The sequence below is a fragment of the Pseudomonas sp. GW821-FHT02C04 genome (assembly GCF_059421845.1).
In genome coordinates this window covers 696,448-712,495 of the sequence record NZ_JBWKVT010000001.1, presented here as the reverse complement: position 1 = coordinate 712,495, position 16,048 = coordinate 696,448, and the positions used below count along the sequence as shown (strand labels likewise).

Annotated in this window: 20 protein-coding genes; all 20 read right to left on the bottom strand. The window is 58.3% G+C overall.

Translation table 11 applies throughout. The annotated features are described in order from the left end of the window. Entirely contained in the window at positions 1–750 is a 750-nt protein-coding gene (locus AC07VV_RS03330; RefSeq protein WP_192560290.1) for a phage minor tail protein L, read from the bottom strand. A 9-nt stretch (positions 751–759) separates the two neighbouring features. Beyond that, on the bottom strand, positions 760–1,098 hold the full coding sequence (locus tag AC07VV_RS03325) for a phage tail protein (protein ID WP_192560289.1): 339 nt from the start codon (positions 1,096–1,098) through the stop codon (positions 760–762). Beyond that, on the bottom strand, positions 1,098–4,565 hold the full coding sequence (locus AC07VV_RS03320) for a phage tail tape measure protein (protein WP_495035277.1): 3,468 nt from the start codon (positions 4,563–4,565) through the stop codon (positions 1,098–1,100). Before AC07VV_RS03320 ends, AC07VV_RS03325 begins: the two co-directional genes overlap by 1 nt. 10 nt (positions 4,566–4,575) lie before the next feature. Next, complete coding sequence (locus AC07VV_RS03315) at positions 4,576–4,869, bottom strand: DUF1799 domain-containing protein (protein ID WP_495035276.1); 294 nt, start codon at positions 4,867–4,869, stop codon at positions 4,576–4,578. Positions 4,870–4,886: 17 nt separating this feature from the next. Next, a complete protein-coding gene (locus tag AC07VV_RS03310) occupies positions 4,887–5,276 on the bottom strand; it encodes a phage tail assembly chaperone (protein WP_495035275.1) in 390 nt (129 codons plus the stop codon). 2 nt (positions 5,277–5,278) lie between these two features. Continuing rightward, on the bottom strand, positions 5,279–5,935 hold the full coding sequence (locus tag AC07VV_RS03305) for a phage tail protein (RefSeq protein WP_495035274.1): 657 nt from the start codon (positions 5,933–5,935) through the stop codon (positions 5,279–5,281). A gap of 102 nt (positions 5,936–6,037) precedes the next feature. Next, on the bottom strand, positions 6,038–6,700 hold the full coding sequence (locus AC07VV_RS03300) for a DUF2625 domain-containing protein (protein WP_495035273.1): 663 nt from the start codon (positions 6,698–6,700) through the stop codon (positions 6,038–6,040). An 85-nt stretch (positions 6,701–6,785) separates the two neighbouring features. After that, entirely contained in the window at positions 6,786–7,199 is a 414-nt protein-coding gene (locus AC07VV_RS03295; protein WP_495035272.1) for a phage tail terminator-like protein, read from the bottom strand. Continuing rightward, a complete protein-coding gene (locus AC07VV_RS03290; RefSeq protein ID WP_495035271.1) occupies positions 7,196–7,852 on the bottom strand; it encodes a hypothetical protein in 657 nt (218 codons plus the stop codon). The genes AC07VV_RS03295 and AC07VV_RS03290 overlap by 4 nt, the downstream gene beginning before the upstream one ends. Further along, positions 7,849–8,220 carry a hypothetical protein gene (locus tag AC07VV_RS03285; protein ID WP_495035270.1) on the bottom strand — a complete coding sequence of 124 codons (372 nt, stop codon included), beginning with the start codon at positions 8,218–8,220 and terminating at the stop codon, positions 7,849–7,851. Before AC07VV_RS03285 ends, AC07VV_RS03290 begins: the two co-directional genes overlap by 4 nt. A 17-nt stretch (positions 8,221–8,237) precedes the next feature. Next, entirely contained in the window at positions 8,238–8,429 is a 192-nt protein-coding gene (locus AC07VV_RS03280) for a hypothetical protein (RefSeq protein ID WP_495035269.1), read from the bottom strand. A gap of 34 nt (positions 8,430–8,463) precedes the next feature. Beyond that, positions 8,464–8,967 (bottom strand): DnaT-like ssDNA-binding protein, encoded by a 504-nt coding sequence (locus AC07VV_RS03275; protein ID WP_495035268.1) that lies wholly within the window; start codon positions 8,965–8,967, stop codon positions 8,464–8,466. Positions 8,968–9,024: 57 nt separating this feature from the next. Beyond that, positions 9,025–9,615 carry a hypothetical protein gene (locus tag AC07VV_RS03270; RefSeq protein ID WP_495035267.1) on the bottom strand — a complete coding sequence of 197 codons (591 nt, stop codon included), beginning with the start codon at positions 9,613–9,615 and terminating at the stop codon, positions 9,025–9,027. Positions 9,616–9,661: 46 nt separating this feature from the next. Continuing rightward, the gene (locus AC07VV_RS03265) at positions 9,662–10,627 is read right to left on the bottom strand and encodes a major capsid protein (RefSeq protein ID WP_495035266.1); all 966 of its coding nucleotides are present in this window, start codon (positions 10,625–10,627) and stop codon (positions 9,662–9,664) included. A 12-nt stretch (positions 10,628–10,639) separates the two neighbouring features. Further along, the gene (locus tag AC07VV_RS03260; protein WP_495035265.1) at positions 10,640–11,368 is read right to left on the bottom strand and encodes a hypothetical protein; all 729 of its coding nucleotides are present in this window, start codon (positions 11,366–11,368) and stop codon (positions 10,640–10,642) included. Positions 11,369–11,474: 106 nt separating this feature from the next. Then, entirely contained in the window at positions 11,475–11,714 is a 240-nt protein-coding gene (locus AC07VV_RS03255; RefSeq protein WP_495035264.1) for a hypothetical protein, read from the bottom strand. Between the two features lie 78 nt (positions 11,715–11,792). Continuing rightward, positions 11,793–12,878 carry a minor capsid protein gene (locus AC07VV_RS03250; protein ID WP_495035263.1) on the bottom strand — a complete coding sequence of 362 codons (1,086 nt, stop codon included), beginning with the start codon at positions 12,876–12,878 and terminating at the stop codon, positions 11,793–11,795. Continuing rightward, the gene (locus AC07VV_RS03245; protein WP_495035262.1) at positions 12,853–14,271 is read right to left on the bottom strand and encodes a DUF4055 domain-containing protein; all 1,419 of its coding nucleotides are present in this window, start codon (positions 14,269–14,271) and stop codon (positions 12,853–12,855) included. The genes AC07VV_RS03250 and AC07VV_RS03245 overlap by 26 nt, the downstream gene beginning before the upstream one ends. Further along, positions 14,268–15,569 (bottom strand): terminase large subunit domain-containing protein, encoded by a 1,302-nt coding sequence (locus AC07VV_RS03240; protein ID WP_495035261.1) that lies wholly within the window; start codon positions 15,567–15,569, stop codon positions 14,268–14,270. The genes AC07VV_RS03245 and AC07VV_RS03240 overlap by 4 nt, the downstream gene beginning before the upstream one ends. Beyond that, a complete protein-coding gene (locus tag AC07VV_RS03235; protein ID WP_495035260.1) occupies positions 15,541–16,017 on the bottom strand; it encodes a DUF2280 domain-containing protein in 477 nt (158 codons plus the stop codon). The genes AC07VV_RS03240 and AC07VV_RS03235 overlap by 29 nt, the downstream gene beginning before the upstream one ends. Positions 16,018–16,048: the final 31 nt, after the last annotated feature.

The following is a 16,048-nucleotide window of genomic DNA, read 5'->3' as shown; positions in this document are numbered from 1 at the left end:
TCAGCTCCGTGCGATCAGCGAAACGGCCGGGAAGCCACCGAACGGCAGCGGATTTCCCTCACCGAAACGCGGGATGCAGCCCTTGCCCAGGGTGGCATCGCACTCGTCCAGTTCCGGGTTATCGGTGACGATGCCGTCCTTGGTCACGTGCGGTCCGGTGTAGCCACAGTTCGGCCCACGGTAGCCGCCAGTGAGACACCAGTGACAAAGCGTCGTCGCCTGCCTACCGATGGACTCATAACCGACGTCACCCGGGCTGGCCAACTCCCAACTGACGCTTTCCCCATCCTCGTTCGTTTTCTGGTCGATGTACCAGACCTCGATCGTCTCTTGGGTTGGATCAGCCGTAGGATTGCCGGCCGGGAAGTTCGCCGCGTCCAGGTAGGTGCCCAACGTGTGACGCATGGTCAGCTTGAACTCGAGCAGATCCTCGAACGCCAGACACAGCGCGGTGATGCGCCCGTTGACGTTGCCTACCGAAAACGTTGGACGCACCGCAGTGCCGTCACCATTCGCCTCGATGCCGTCAATCTGCACCGGCCAGGCGCTGTACTCGTTGCCCTGCCAATAGATGGCCTTCGCCGGCAATTGGTCGGCATTGTCGCCGGCGGCGATCAACTCGGCCGCCGTGTGCGGAATCGCGTGCCCGTGGAAGCGCAAAACGTCCGCGCCGTATTCCGTGCCGTCCAATTCAAAGAGCAGCACTTCGCTGCCAGGCTCAAGCACCTGGATGTCACTGATCAGCGGCATGATTGCCCCTTATGGTTGGAATGCCCGCTCGAACGTGGCGGTAAGTTTAAAGACGCCGCCACCCATTGGTGTGGGGGCGGGATTTTTGCAGGTGAACAAACCGAGCTGGCCGAGTGGTGTGGTCCAGAGGAATGCCCTTGCCCCGGCATGCCGATCGAGGAAGTCGATGATCTGCAACACCTTGGCCTCTTGACCGGTGAAGGTAATCGGATACGAGTCTTCTTTGTTGTTCGGACCGTCTCCGACGTTCTGCGCGTAACCGCCGCCGAACTTCGAAGTGCGCACCCGATAAGCGATATTGGGTGTTTCCCCGCGCTCGGTTGGCCAGGTGAATCTCTCGATGGCCATCAGCCCCTCCCATTTATCAGGCGCCAGATTGATCCGCTCGGCTGCAACGCTCTGGCAATTGCAGTTTCCGCTTCGGTTTTTGCAGCCTGCTGGATGCCTTTCCCAAGCTGGTTGGATACCTCTTGTGAAACTCCCGCCCCGTCACTTCCAGATGTCTGCACCGAGACCGCCACCGGAAAGTTGTACGTGTTGCCGCCACCGCCGGACATTGCGGCCAGCGCTGGCCCGCCGCCGGTAGTCAGCGGCGTAACGCTACCGCCGTTGGCACCGGTCATCAGGAACGATCGGCCGCCCTCGTTATAGAGCTCCGGCCCCAGCTCGTTAACTTCGTACAGTGAGTTCGGCGCAACCGGGCCGCCGGCGGCTCGATACCCAGAAAAATCGATACCGGTGTAGCCAGCCTGCGACGCTCCAAGACCTGACGAGACGGCACCGGCAGATCCAACGGCCAATCCATTCCCGCCACCACCGCCGAAGTACGAACCGGCAGCTGATGCAGCGATGCCGAACAAAGAACTGAGCCCTTGAGACGTCGCCTGCCGAGTCGCAATCCGCGCCATGTCCGCCAGAACCGATTTGGTGAAATCGGCAAACGACAACTTCCCGGTCATGGCGAAATTGACGATCGCGTCTTCCATCGAACTGAAGGCGTTGGTGAAAAGGCTTTTGGTTTGTCCGGCGACATCTCGGGCCGATTCCAGGTAGTTCTGCCACGCCGACGATGCGCCGGCGCTCCAGTTACCCTGGGCCGCAGTCATCTCGTCGTAGTTGGCTTGAACCGTGTCATGCAGATCCTGCTGAGTGGCTTTCAGCGCCGCCAGCTTCTGGGTGTACTCGTCGAGGCTCATGCCGCGCGAGCCGTCGCCGTATTGGTTGGCCAGATCCAGCTTTTGCTGATTGAAGCGGTCGTCGATGGCGTTCTGCTGATCTGTCAGCCCACGCTCCCGATCACCCTGGCCAAGTCCTGCCGCAGCCCGTTGGCCCTGCTGACGCAACGTGTCGACTTGCTGTTTCAACGCGCTGGTGTAGGTCTGAACGGCCTGCTTCTGCTTCCTCAGCCTGCCCTGTTCATTCTTCGCCAGCACATCCAGTTCGCTATCCGCCGCCTTCTGCGCCTTGACCATGTCGGTGCGTGCGTCGGCGATCTTTTGGTCGAGTTGAATACGCTGCTCGGTGGCGGCGCTGGACTTGCTCTTCGCCGACTCAAGCGCCGCGATCTCGGCCTCGTAAGCCGCCGTGACCTCATCCCGCTCGTTGCCGATCAACGCCTCGCGCTTCAGCAGGTACTCCTGCTGTGAGATCAGCCCGGCCTTTTGCGCGGCATCCAGTTGTTTCTGGGTGTTCGCGTATTCGGCCTGAATTTCCTTCAGGGCATTCTGCGCCGCGTTGTAACCGGTGAGGTCGACGGCGCCGGCCGACGGTCCCTTCTGATCCTTGTTCTTGTCCTTGATGTTCTGCAACGTTTTGGCGACATAATCAGGCTGAACTTTTGGGTCAGCTGGATTGGCCTTTTTCAATCGCTCAACGTAGACCAAATACTCCTTCGTCCGCTTGTCGCGCTTTTCGGCATTGGTCAGGTTTGAGTCGCTGATCTGCTTGAGGTGTTGCTCAGCTTCGATTCCTTCCCTCTGAATCTTTGCACGGTCAGCCTCGATCGCTGCGTTTTCAGCGAGCGCAACCTTCCGTTTCTTGAGCTCTACCAGCTGTTGCTCAAGAAACTTCGTCGAGTTACTGGACGCCCCCAAATCTTCGGGGAAAAGTGAGGTGAGAAAGCTGCCTTTGCGTTCACCGACGATCTTTTCGAGGTTGGCGATCTGGGCGTCGATGGACTGCACCCTGCCGACGTCCAAGATTGAATCAAGGGCGCCGCTCGCAGAATCCTTCACGCCCTTCCAGGCCTTTTCCCACAATCCGAGGTTCTGCGTGACCTGCTCGGAACGTTGCTGAATGGTGTCGGCATAGGTTTTGGTGAGCAGGTCGGCAGCACCTACTGTATCGCCTTGCTCCTTGAGCGCGACGATCTGCGAATACACCGACGCTGTCAGAAACTGATACTGGCCGTTTAGCTCCTTCGCGGCGGCTACAGGGTCTTTGGCGATCTTGATGAATTCGGCAATGGTTGAGTCCACCGACTTACCGGTGGCGTCCTCCATCGCAGCCGCGGCATCGGCGATTTCCTTGAAGCTGGAACCGGCAATGACCCCACTGGCAGCCAGCGTGGTCAGCGCTGCTGCTGCCTCTCCTGTCGTGCCATTCGTAGCGCTGACCTGCTGAGCCAAATTGGCCAGTTGGTCGGCCGATGTTCCCGCAGCGTTGCCGGTCAGAATTAGCGCCTTGCTGTACTCGTCCGCTTCTTTGCTGCCCTGGCTGTATCCGTAGATCAGGGTGGCGACTGCTGCCGCTGCGATAGCTACCGCTGCAGCCATGCCCAGCATACTCGCTGATGCACCAGTCACGCTTGGAGGAAGGGCGCCATAAGCTTTCTGTGCGTTCTCGGCTGCTTCAGCCGCAGTGTTCGAGCGCTCGGCCAAATCCGACAGGCTTTCGCCTGCCTCACCCGCGTTATCTGCTACGTCTTTGGCATTGGTCGCAGTACCAGCGAGCGACTCACCCAGCACCGCCGCACCCGCGCCGCCAGTGAAGAGCGACCGGAACTTGTCGCGCAATGCATCAAGAGTGGCGCCTACACCGCCGAACGAATCCTTGATCTGCCCACCCTGCTGGATAAGCACCAACAACGGGTTTTGCCCTCCGGCCAGGCTGGTAAAAATGTCCGTAAATTGCGCGGGCAATTGGCGAAGCGCTGCTTCGGTCTGCTTCGAGCTGGTCCCGGTCTTTTTCAGCCCCTCGTCGAAGTCGCCCAACTTCTGCCGGGATGCGTCAATGCGCGCCGAATATTCGCGGAACGTATCGGCATCAATGAGGCCGGCAGCTTTGTATTTCTGCAACTGCGCCTGTTGCTGATCAAGCTTGTCGAGCGCAGCAATGGCGGGATTGATCTTACCGAGCAGTGCTTGCAGACCCTCAGCCTGCACGCCTGTGGCGGCGGCTGCTTTCTTCGCCGCCTCAGCCTCTTTATCCGTCGAGCCAACCAGTGCATCCGATTCGGCCTGCAAGCGGCGCTTCAGTGCCGCCAGACTGCTGACCGAGGATCCTGACGCATCCATTGCTGACGCGTTCGTGCTGACACTGGTGGTCAGCCGCTGGTAATAGTCACTCGACTCCAGCGAGGCCTTGGCCATCGCCGTCAGCCGCTTCATTGCGTCTTCGGTGGACTCGGACAGTTTGCCTTCGGCCGAGGCCAGGCCGGTGGACGCGGTTGCCGCTTTGTCGAATCCCGCCGCGACACCATCAGCCGCCTTTTCAGCCTTAGCGCCGGCCTGCGCCAAGCGCTCCAGATCCGTGGCGGCCTTTACTGCATCGCCAGAACTAACCTCGATACCTAACTGCGCGATTGTGCCCGACATGAGTGCTCCATTACTTCGATTCGCTCATGACGAGCAGTGCTTCGGCCTCCATTACTTGAAGGTCGGGAAAGGTCTCGGCGATTTGCTTTTTCTTCATTCCGAGGAAGTCGGCCACATCTCGAATGGACGTGTAGTCGAGACCAGTGGCGCCGCACGCGCCCGTTCGCCATTGGGTAGACAAAGCGTTGAAGAGCACGAAGACAGGCCAGTTCTCAGCCAACACTTCGCACTCTTCTTCCGGTATGTCGGAGGTGGATAGGCCGAACGCCGCCAGATCCGCCTCCGACGGGCCGGGTTCGTACATCAGGCGGGCGACCTTCGTCAGTTTCCCAGGCGAACCGCCGAGAAGGCCTTCTGATAGGCATCAACGATCGCGTCACCGGCACCGGCCGATGTTTCCACCAGTGCGCGGATTGACTCGGAGTTCAATTTGTCCTCGAAGCCCCAGCCAGTTACCAATTGGGTCACCTGCTCGACCTGCCGCTCGACGTGCGAGTCAGTGATCTCGATCAAGGTAAGATCATCACCCTTGGCCTTGAAGCGCTCTTGGTCTTCCTTCGCGCTTTCTTGCCAGCCTGCAAACAGCTTCGCGAGCTCTTTACGATCTCGGTACTTGAACTCAAACGGAACCTTGATCGTGGTACCGCCGACGCGAGGAATGTCCACGTCGGCTTTGAAGGTCGGGTTTTGGGCGATTTTGAACTTGGCCATGGTTACACCACCGCCGAGTAACGGGCAGGACGGCCAGTCAGTGCAACGCTGATAACGCGAGTCATCAGGTTGTTGCGCGACATGGTCGGGGTCGAAGTGATCGACACGTAGCCGTTGTAGACGATGCTGCTGCCGCCTGGAAGATTGAGGCGGAGCACTCGCGGTTGCTTGTCGTCATCCGCGGCTTCGCAGACATCGACGTAGGGCTTCGACGGATCGTCCGCAACGGTGATCGTCAGCGTGATCGGGTTCTTGGTGGTCGGCATCTGACGATCGTCGTCATCGGCGAGGAAGCCATAGGTCAGGAACTGTTGGTCGCCACCGGTGGAGTTCAGTTCGGTGATTTGCGAGATCTCGGTGAACGAGGTCACTTCGCGCGCGGAACCGACGCCCGAGCCTGCTGGATATTGCTGGACATTGGTGGTGTTGACGCCTCCTAGGGCAAAAGTGCCACTGGCGATATCGGCAACTTGAACGGCGCGACCGTCGAGACGTGTCCAGCCCGAGTTGACGGCGATGATGTCGCCTTCGGCCAGCCCGTGCGCTGCAGCAGTGGCCACTGCAGGACTCGCGTTGGTCAGTGCTGTGAATAGGATTGCAGCTCCATAGGCGGAAGCAATTTCGAACGTTGCGCCGTTGGGCATTTGAATGCCAGCCATGGTTTTTCCTCTTTTCAGAAATGACAAAACCCGCTCAATGGCGGGTTTTCTTGGTGGTAAGTTGAATTGTTAAATGTAGAACCAAGCCCTTAGCGAGGCAGCTCAGGCTGACTGTTCAGAACCTTTGTCGAGCTGACTAGCCAACTCAACATTCATTTCGAACTGCGTAATGACATCGACCATCGTTCGGCGGCTTTCTTCGATTGAGCCTTCCCGCGTCCAAAGAAACGGAAAAAAAGAGAAGCATTGATCTGCCCTCAGTGCCTGCAGGTCGCTACGCCAACCCTCCCAACGCAAACCGTCGTAAAAGGTCGCAAGACGATCACTCAAAGCCCAACTGAGAAAGTCGGTATATCCAATTTCCAGCTGTTCCCACTGCAACGTGTCTGGCGCCCAGTAATACATCTCCCCCACGTCATCCCCAAGCCCGCCACCATTGATGGAAAAGAACCCTCCAACGGCATCATCGGCGACCAGCAAATAACCTTCTGCGCGGCCGTCGTTCCAGTCAGCGAGATTTCGAGATAATTGCGGATGCCCAGAGCCAAGTATTCGCAACCAACCGTGATCGATCAGTAGGCCGCCAGTTTCGTAAGCGATGGCGCCCAGCGTTGATCTGGTCGAAACCTGCAGGGCAGAGAGGACTCTTGAGTTATCAGAGGACGGAGGTAGCAACTCACAATTGCAGGTTGTTTCTGCCAACATCTTTTCAACGAGAGATAGTGCAGGGTCGCGGCTATCTATCAGGTCTTCCAGGCTTTTCATCTGCCAATCCATGGAAAAAGGAAGCGATTATAGCTGCATGGTGATTTGGTGAATGTGGTCCGGGGTAGCAACAAAACAGCTAAGGTCACGTATCAGCGCGGTATTGAAACGAGACCGGCACGGTGTAGGTCGTGTCGTCTGGAATACCTGGTCCCTGATCAACCGGCGTCATGGTCACCACGGTCAGCGTGCTCTTCGTGTTTCGTTCGTACAGCGGGAACAGGGCAGCGATCTGGTCAGCCAGCGTGCCGGCCGCGCCGCGGAACTTGCCCGATGGCGTCACGATGCTGACCTGGAACACTCCGGTGTACAGCTTGTGGTCACCCGCCAGCGTGTTGCTCGCGGTATCACCTGGCAAAGTGAACGCCCTCAGATAGGTGGCGCCGTCGATGGGAGTGAATACCTCGTTCTCCACCACAACCTTGAGCGGTGTCGGCAAAGCCTTTGCCCAGGCAATCAGCCGGGTCTCGTAGATCGAAGCAATGGTGTTATGGCTCATACCTGGTTTTTCCTGATGGCTTCCAACACGATCTGCTGAAAGCGGGCCACGGTGATGCGAACCATCCCACCGGGCGCCTGAGTCGAATGCCCAAACTCCAGCGGGATCGCGTATCCGAGGCTGTTGGTGATGTAACAGGTATCGCCCGCCTTGAACTCGATCGCGCCGGCAACGATCCGTGCCGTTGATTTGGCACCGCTCGGGTCGACTTCGTCAGTCGTGGTGCTGTCCGGTGATCCGATGCTGAACATCCAGTTGCCACGGAACCGGCCTCCGACGTAGCCCTTGCCAGAAACAAGGCCGTTCACGTTGAAGTTCTGGTCACGCTCAGCCTTGGTCAGCGGCTTGGCGTACTTCACGCCGCGCCGGAGTTTGCCAGCCTTCGTGAAGTTCGATTCGTCGAGATTGATGAGTGTGTTGCGAACGCTGACCTTGAAGTCGTAATCATCAGCCGCCCTGCTATTCGCTTGGCGGTGAGCGACGTTCGCCGCCCAGATTTCGGGGTTGCCCACCGGCGACATACGGATGACGCTGTTGCCGAGTTCGATGACGATCTCTCGAAGACTGGCGTCTATGGCTTCCGTGGCTTGGGCAGCGAATTCGGCGAGGCTCAGTGCAAAGCTGCCGGACTGGCCGGCGCCCGCGCGACTCATGACCGCACCTGCAATTCATACAGGACCGGGGTACCGGCCGGATTCACTTCTTTCAAAGGCGGCACGATTGACCAGGTGCGCCCCTGAATGATCACTTTGTTCAAAAGGTCCGGCACCCACTCCAGCCCCTGCGCGGCGATCTTCAGCTTCTTGTCGCCCTGCTTGATGAGGCTGTTGTTCTGGAACTCTTGACCGGTGAAGTCGAGCAGGATGCCTTGGGCGGTCTGCTCTTTGGTGCTGTCAGGTGGTGCCGATCCGGCCTCCGGGTCGTACTCACCGACAGTCGTTGCGCGAATGGTCACCGGCTGGCCAAACTCTGTGATCATCTCCAGAGCCATCATGGCCATTTCGTCGTAGAAGGTGACCATGATTGCTCCGTTAATGGTTAGTCAGTTGAAGCCTTAGTAAAATTCTCATACTTCTCAATGTACGCATGAAGAGCTTTGTCAGCTGTATAGGATGCTTGCTTGACGATCTCATCCGCAGGCATCCCCACCCTCGCTGAAAATCCAGTAAGAGCCGCAAAGTAAGCCTTCTCCCAAACTTCGAGCTGCTGTCGTGTTGTATTCAGTTTCATCCTGCTCTCCTTGAAGTGAAGGCAAGACGCTAAATCAAGCACGAATGGCGAACAACCCCCGACGCTGCAAGTAGTCAGCAAACTGCGTTGTACTCGGCCGATCAGGCGCCGCCGGCAGCAGTCGGCCGCTGGTGTTTGGGATCATCGCGTACTCGCGAGTTACCGCGCCTTCGACACGCTCCAGCGTTACCGCGCCTTTTCGCTTTTCGATCGGGTCGATATCGTCTGTGTGGATCTCGGCAGCCAAAGCCATCTGGCCGTACTGGATTCGCGCCGGCAGGTAGTTGTCAGGCTTGATCTCGCGATCCAGCTCGACGCCCCGGCGCGGCCAGGACAGGGCCTGCTCGCTGTTGGTCTTCCGTCCTTTCCACTTCATGCCATCCATCGCCAGTGCGGCACGACGCAGCAGCGCCTCCTGCGCTGGCACTTCCACCGGAATGGTCACGCCGAATTTCACGGCGTACATGGCCAGGTCTTCGGCGGATGCATAGCTTTCGGCGTCAGGTTTACCGGTACCGTCCTCAATGATGAGAGTCATGAATCAGCTCGCTGTGGTGTTCTTGATCGGGTGCCGAGTTGCGGGGCACCCGGATTATTACGCCTGCTGCAGATCAGCAACTGCCTTTTCCAGCGACTCTACCGAAGCATTCGCCCGATACGTCACGTTGGCAGCGTCGAGTTGCGCTTTGAGACCGGCGATCTTCTCGGCATTGTCGACTGGCTCCACTGCTGCCTTGAGGCGAGCAATTTCAGCTCGGAGCGATTCAGCCTCGCCTGTCAGAATGTCACGCACGCCTGTGAGGGTTACGAAATCTTCGTGAATAGCTTTCAGCGCATCGAACAAGCGGATCGGTAGTTCGCCGGCGCCCGGGTGCTCCAGCTCCGACTGCCCCTCGGCAGCTTCAAGCAGTCGCAGGATGCCAGCGCGCTCAGTTCGCAGGCCGTCGTTCTCCTGTTCCAGGCTGGCAATGGTGTCGGCATTACCCGAATCAACCGGCTGGCCGATCAACGGCTGCAACACCGAAACCTCGACGCCCAGGGCCTCATAAGCGTCGACTACCTTCGGCCAGTCGCCAATCACAACAGCATGAGTCACACCTGCCTCTGGCTTATCGAAGTGCTCGGGATTCCGATAACGCTTGTCCGGATCGAACTCGCCAAGTTGGTTGCTATAGGTCAATTCCATAACGCTCTCCATGGCGGCCATTGCTGGCCGCACAGTGATTTCGGGTTTAGCCGCCAGTAGCAGGAGGCGTCGCAGTCAGCTTGATCATCACACCAGCCGTAACCTTGTTGCTGCCAGCGTGCTTGACCCAGTTGGCAGCCGAACCTACAGCAGCCAGTGTTGGGTTAGAGCCACCGGTGGAGGCCTTCCAGCTGTAACCCAGCACGTCGATGTTCACGGTGCCTTCTGCGCGGTAGCCGATGCCGAGGTTTTCTTCGTCGTTCACTTCATAAGAACGGAAACCAGGTGCCTGAGATTCAGTGATCGTCACGGCGTTAGGAAGCAAGCCGAAGATCACATCGGCCGGCGCGGTGTCGGTGACCAACACCGGCTTACCAAGCGTGCCCGGCAGGCCGCCGTAGATCACGACACCCGCCTCTTCGTAAATCTTGTTGGTGATGGCCTCGTCGACGATGTCGAAATAGGCGCTGGAGTGCATGACCCACAGTGCGATACGGCCGAACTTATCGCCAAACTTGCGCATGCCGCGGGTCAGCGTCTTCTTGCCGTCCGTTTCGATGTTGGCCGAAACCACCATGTCGGCGTTGGAGCCGATGGCAGCACGCAGACCTGCGGTTGCGTACTGGATGAAGCCTTCCAGGGTCGCGTCAGCTACGTCAGCGCCAACAATCTGGGAGAACTCTTCGACTGGGCGACCGCGGCGCTTGAACGCCTCTTCAGTCGTTTGATACGGGCCGTACTTCCACGGAGCCTTAACGCCAACAGCTTCGCTGGCACTGATTTTCTTGGCAGTTACTTTGCCCTCAGAATTGACATCGCGATGCTCCAGCGAACCATTCAACTTATAGAGAGCACGCTTGCGGAAGTCGCCTTCGATCAGTTCGTTGTCCAGCACCATCGCGCCATTGGACGATTCGTTGAAGACATCGAGATTGTCCTGGACACGCTCCAGGTATGCGGTTTGCGCCTCATCGTTGTAGATGATCAGGTCGCTGTTAACAGTCGTTGCCATTGGTGAATCCCCTTACTTGGGCAATTGCAGATATGCGGTTTGGCCGTGCTTGCGCTGGAAGTCGCGCTTTTGCTCGGAGGTCATTTCGGAGCGTTTGAAGATGGCCTTGCCATTTACCTGCTCCAGGGCATTTGTTCCTGTAGCCCTCGGCCACAAGTGGGGTGCGCTTTCGCGCAGCGATTCCGCCCATTCGAGCGGAGTAAGAGGAGTCTTACCGTCCTTACCGAAGATGGCCTGGCCAGACTCATCAACGGCGACTGCGTCTCCATCTTCGTTAAGAGTGAACACGCCTTTGGCGCGCAGGATGATGTCGTCGGTCGCTCCTGGCAGTGCGCCAGCCTTCAGTGCTGCGCTGCGTACCGAATCACCCAGGACTTTTCCCTGGAACTTGGCTGCAAAAGATTCAGCCTTTTCGGCACGCTCGCTGATGGCCTTCAACTGCTTGTCGTAGTCGCCCCGTAAGCGCTCGGTGCGACGATTGAAGACCTCATCCACCTTGCCCTCAGTCAGCAGCTTGGTTTCTTCGTCTTGGCCGGCACGGCTGAGCAGACCCTTCACTGCATCGATGTCGATACCTTCGAATTGCGTTTCGAACTGAGTCAGCTTGCCGGTGGTTTCCTTCAGCTTGCCCAGCAGCTCAGAGTTTTTGGTTTTCAGCCCAGAAACAGAGGCCTCAACGGCAGTCGCGATAGCAGCCTTGATTGCCGGATTTTCCAGGTCGATGTCGTTTTCTTCTGCCACGTTGATGCACCCCTTGGGTATCAGCTGCCCGCTTAGCAGGCATAAAAATGCCCCGGCGTGTGCCGAGGCTGTGTATGAGTCGAATGTTCGTGTGGCGCTGACCGTGTCAGTCTTTGGAGCCGTTGAACGCGATGTGGTTGCCACCCAGGATATTTAGCCCCACATGACCGAACCCGTTAGCTTCGGCCACCTCCCTTACCCGCTTGATCAGTTTTTCAGGATCTTTTGCAGCATCACCGATTACAGGGACGCTGCCGAAAAACCAGCGTGGGTCTGGTGCAAGGCGCAGAGTGTTCAAAACAAAATTAATGGTGTGATCAAAGTCCTGCTCTGATTGTGAATGCATGGTTGTAGCCTCTCGTTGTGTGTTTACAAAAGGCTACCACCATAAAAATGCCGTTATGGGCGGTGGTTTGCATGCGTTTCACACACCCGCACGCTCAAATGCCAGCGGCTCCAACGCCTTCATTTGCACCAACGTCAGCGGCGCGAAATTGCGATCAAGCTGTAGCTCTGCAAAGCGCTCGACTGTCAGACCGCCCTCGCGAAACAGCTTTGCCCGCACCGGCCCGATAGCCACGTCCTGAAACGACGCCGGCTGCTGCTGAAGCCAGTGGTAGTAGTCGAGGCTCGCACTGACCTGCCCTGCTCCATTTGCGCCCACCGCCGCCCGCGTAGCGCCCTTGGCGAACATCTCGCTGAGCTTGGTCAGCAGGACGAACGTAGTACGGCAATTCGGGTGAAACGGCGGTCGCGGGCCGGAGTCGACCGGAAATCGTCGTTTATCCATCGACCGACACTGCTGGCTGGTCTTGCTGTCCAGCGTGGCGACCATTTCAACCTCGGACACGATGTCCGTGTTGGCCTTGGCCACCTCCATGCGCGCTTGGGAAGACACATGCTGAATCGCGGTGTGCACAACCGTGTTGGCGTTGCGGTTGGTGGTGGCGAGAATGCCGTCCTTGTAACCGGCCGCCTTCGTGCCGCGGATGTTTCGAATGATCTGGAAGTTCGTTTGCCCTTCGAAGTAGCCCTGCCGGATAGTGCCGGTGACGCGCTCACGCTCTGCACTTGTCCAGCCCTTGATGAACGACTTCAACAGCTTGCCGCTACCGGTGCCGCGCACACTGAGAGGGTTCGTCAGAACAGCAGCGCGTATAGCCGCTGCCGTCGGCGCGACCGCATCCAGCGAGACGCCAACCGGGGCCGCTCGAGCCAGGCTCGACGCCTCAAACTCGGCCTCGTAGATGGCGATGTCGATCAGATCGAGGTTCAGTTGCGCGCTGTAGCGGTCAAAGATTCCAAGCAACAGACTGTCGACCTCCTTCAGCAGCACCTCCAGCCGTTTCACGTTGTACTCGGTCAGATCTGACTGGGTGAGTCGGTCGCGAATCGAGCGGTCGATCTCCTTCAGGAAGGGGATAAACTTGCCGACTTCTCCGGCCTTCAGCTTTTCGAGGAAGACCGCATGCCGAATCGTGGCGTCAAGGATTGCTTGGTTTGCCGCCATCTACCTTGTCCTCATCGTCCAAGCCCAGGCCGTCGCCCTGCTCTGCCAGTTCACCATCGATCTGCTGGTCTGTGCGCTCAGGCGCGATCAGACCCAACTTGCGCAGGTACGCCCGAAGATCCGCCTTCGCGAAGCCGCCGTTCTGCCAGAGTCCAACCAGCGCAGTGATCATCTGCGGATCCGCCGTTAGTTCGACGAACTCCTGATTGACCTGGTAGGCGACTTTCGTGTCGCTTACGCCCATGTAGGTACAGCACCACATGATCGCTCTGGTATAGGCCTCACTGACGTTGGCCACGCAGCCGGCAAGCACCGAAGTCGATGCAGACTGATCGCCACGGGCTTCGGTCGCCGTCTTGGACGAGAGAGAAGCCACGACCATCCGTGCGCCCAGCTCGATCATCATCTGGTTTTTGTCGGCCATGGCCTCCTTCACCAATGTGTTCGGTGCTGGCTGCGCGTAACCGAACTGGCCTCCTGTCGGCAGTAACATGGGGGCCCGAGAGCCGACATAAATGCCCTTCTCCTCCAGCAGCTTCACCCACTGTTCATCCAACCCGGAAATCCACGGCTGGGCCTGGCCACACCAAAAGACGCTGTCTTCGTAGTCGGCGCTGTTACGGTAGTGGCCCAAGTTGATCATGGCGATGTCGTAGAGCGGTGACTCGTCAATGCTTGGGTCGTTGTTCTGCGCACCAACGAAGGTAAACGGAATCTCTTTCAAGCGACCAGCGGCGCCTGCTGGTCTGAACTCCTCTATCACTGCCAGCGGCCCGCCACCTTTCGGTCCGGATCTGCGCCAAACTCGGCAAACGAAGCCGTCAGCCTCAAGCGCCAGCTCCCGGTACTGCTCGACCACCTTGAAACCGAAGCCGTCTTCGATCTCCGGTGACTCGCGTAGCACCACCAGGGTCAGAACACTGTGACCATTCACCATCCCTGTGCGCCAGTTGATGATGTCCTCCGCGCAGTACGACAGGATCACAGAATGGCCACCGGCGCCGGCGTCTTGGTGATAGTCGACGTAAAGGCCATGCCGCCCAGCTTCAAGCACCTTTTCCAACGTGCCTTGCGAGTGCTGATAAATGCTCACACCGGAGCCGTTGGCGTTGTCTTGCAGGTATTCCATCTTCTTCGCAACAGCCAGCGTCGGGTCTTTGTGAAAGGCCAAGCCGAGTAGACCGTTTCGGGTGTGCCCCGTGGCGTTCTTGAACACAGCCCGTTCACGATAGGCTTTGTTGCGGTCCTTATTCTCAAGCGACGTGTCGTGCGCGTTGATGTACGGCAGCCGGTCTACAACTCTGTGCTGGCCGGCGCATACATCGCGCACCGTGGCCCAACGGTCCAGGGCTTCAATGTAGTCCGCCCGTTTGAAGGAGACGTCGTTGCTCATCGGGCGTATCCCATTTTGATGGCGGTGACCGGTTTGATAATCGGGTACTCGCGGTGAATGAAGTAACCGCCGCCATCGTTGGCGTGGTCGTTGCCCTGACTCTTATCCGGCTCGCCGTTTGGCGCCCAGATCTGCTGTTCCAGGCCGTCGGCGTATGTCGGACAGGTGAACGGATTGACCAAGTAACGCCGCTCGCTCTGCGCATTGCAGAACATGGCGTTCATGGCGTTGATCCGGTCTTTCACCGGTGGGTTTGCCGCCGGCGCGATGACCGTGAAGCCTGCCTGCTTGAGCATGGCGATATCGGTGAGACTGGCATTGACTGACTTACGCGAATCACCGGAGGCGTCCGGGTAGATCCGGATCTCGCAGGTTTTCCTGAAGTCGGTGCCCGTGTGTTCCCAGTACCGTTCTTTGATGCGTCGGATCATGTCCGGCGTGTCGTAGCCATCCATCAACTCATCCACTGCACGCGGCATACCCTGGTCACGTTTGACGTGGGTGATCGCCGCCATCTTGCCGACGTTGAAGTCCATGCCGATGAACAGTGGTTCGCCGGGCTGGACGGTATCGAAGCATTGGTTCAGCTTGCGGTCGTAGGCGTGATAGATCGATCCAGACGTCAGGTTGACGAACTGGCCATTCAGGTACGCGCGGATCAGCTGCTCGGGGTACGACTCCATCAGCGAAGGAATGTAGTCGTCCGGTAGGTTCAACTCGTTGTCGAAGGTGCTGGCCTGGACCAGCCCGTACATCTCAGCCAGCGCCGGCTTCTCGCGGATTTGCTTCACGAACTGCTGAAAGACGAACTTGAACCCTTCAGGGGTCGTGGTCACGTCAACGCCGTTCTTCAGCCCGGACACGTTGTAACGCATCCGGGCAATGATCTTGCGCCAGGCGTGCTGCGCCTTCAGCGAGGGCAACACATCGAGCTCGTCGACCAGCGCGTGGCCGATCTTGAAACCGACGATCGTCTGCGGCTTTTCCATCGACCGGCAGATCGTGGTGCTTCGGTACTGCTTGCCGCTGTAGAAGTCGACTTCTTTGTCGCTCTCCTTCGTCTTGACCTTCAGGCCCCAGTCGTAGGCCACTTCCTCAATGGTTGGGAAGAAGATGTCGCGGATCTGCGGGTAGGTCGGAGCGAAGTAGCCGGAGTTGATACCCGGCCATTCCCACACGTGCTTGCAGAGCGCAGCGCAACCGACCCAGGTCTTGCCCGAGCCGAACCCGGCGACGAAGCCACGGAATTTGTGCGGAAGCTGGAGGAAATCAGCCTGCGGAACATTCAGGCTCGGCATCCGGCTTCCTCGCATCGATCACATGAACCTGCACCGATGTCGGCACAACCGGTTCGCCTTCGTCATCACTCTTCTTCTGTCGGTTGACGTAAACGTCTCCGACTTCCTTCGCGGCCTGCTCCAAGATCTGCATGGCCAGACCGATGTTCTTCATCGTCTCGGCCTTTTCCACAAAGCGGTTCATGGCACGCAGGCGGTACGCCCGGTTCGCGATTGGGATTTCAGCAGTCTCTTCGCGGAAGCGCTTGCGGGTATCTTCAAACACTGCTTTCCACTTCACGCCAAGGTCGCGGCCAGCGTGTTTCGTTGGGTCGTACTGCTCGCACTGCTGTCGAGACACTTCGACTCCGAATGTTTCCTTGACCGCCTGCACTACCTGAGTGGGCGTATCAAAGCAGGCAAGCGCCTGCACAACGAAGCGCTTCACCTCATCTTTCAGGGCTGCCATATGGGTTTATTCCGTCAAGGTCCTGTCAAGG